This is a genomic window from Bartonella sp. AP58NXGY (assembly GCF_042195785.1).
Taxonomy (GTDB): domain Bacteria; phylum Pseudomonadota; class Alphaproteobacteria; order Rhizobiales; family Rhizobiaceae; genus Bartonella.
In genome coordinates, this window is sequence record NZ_JBHIOY010000358.1 from 1 (window position 1) to 261 (window position 261).

1 pseudogene is annotated in these 261 nt (G+C 44.1%); it reads right to left on the reverse strand.

Annotation, left to right across the window (positions count from 1 at the left end):
* A pseudogene (locus ACFINC_RS11400) lies at positions 1–259 on the reverse strand (hypothetical protein); the annotation flags it as partial.
* Between the last annotated feature and the right edge of the window lie 2 nt (positions 260–261).

Here is a 261-nt window from a genome sequence, read left to right on the forward strand (position 1 = left end):
ATGGGATAAAACCAAGTAGTTTTTTGCGTGGAGGACGTGCATCGTGACGAAAGCTCGATTCCATCTTAATGGTTGCAAGAATAATCGGCATAGGAATTCCATAGCGCATTTCCGCTCTTTGAGATGCCTTACCCCAATTATCAAAAAAACCATTTTTTTGTGCTAAAATAGCGCAAGCATTGTTTGTGTGGACGGGAGTGGTTGTTGCACACCCCCCTAGCAGAAACACCAGTGCCCCTAAAAACAAAAGGTGTCGCATCT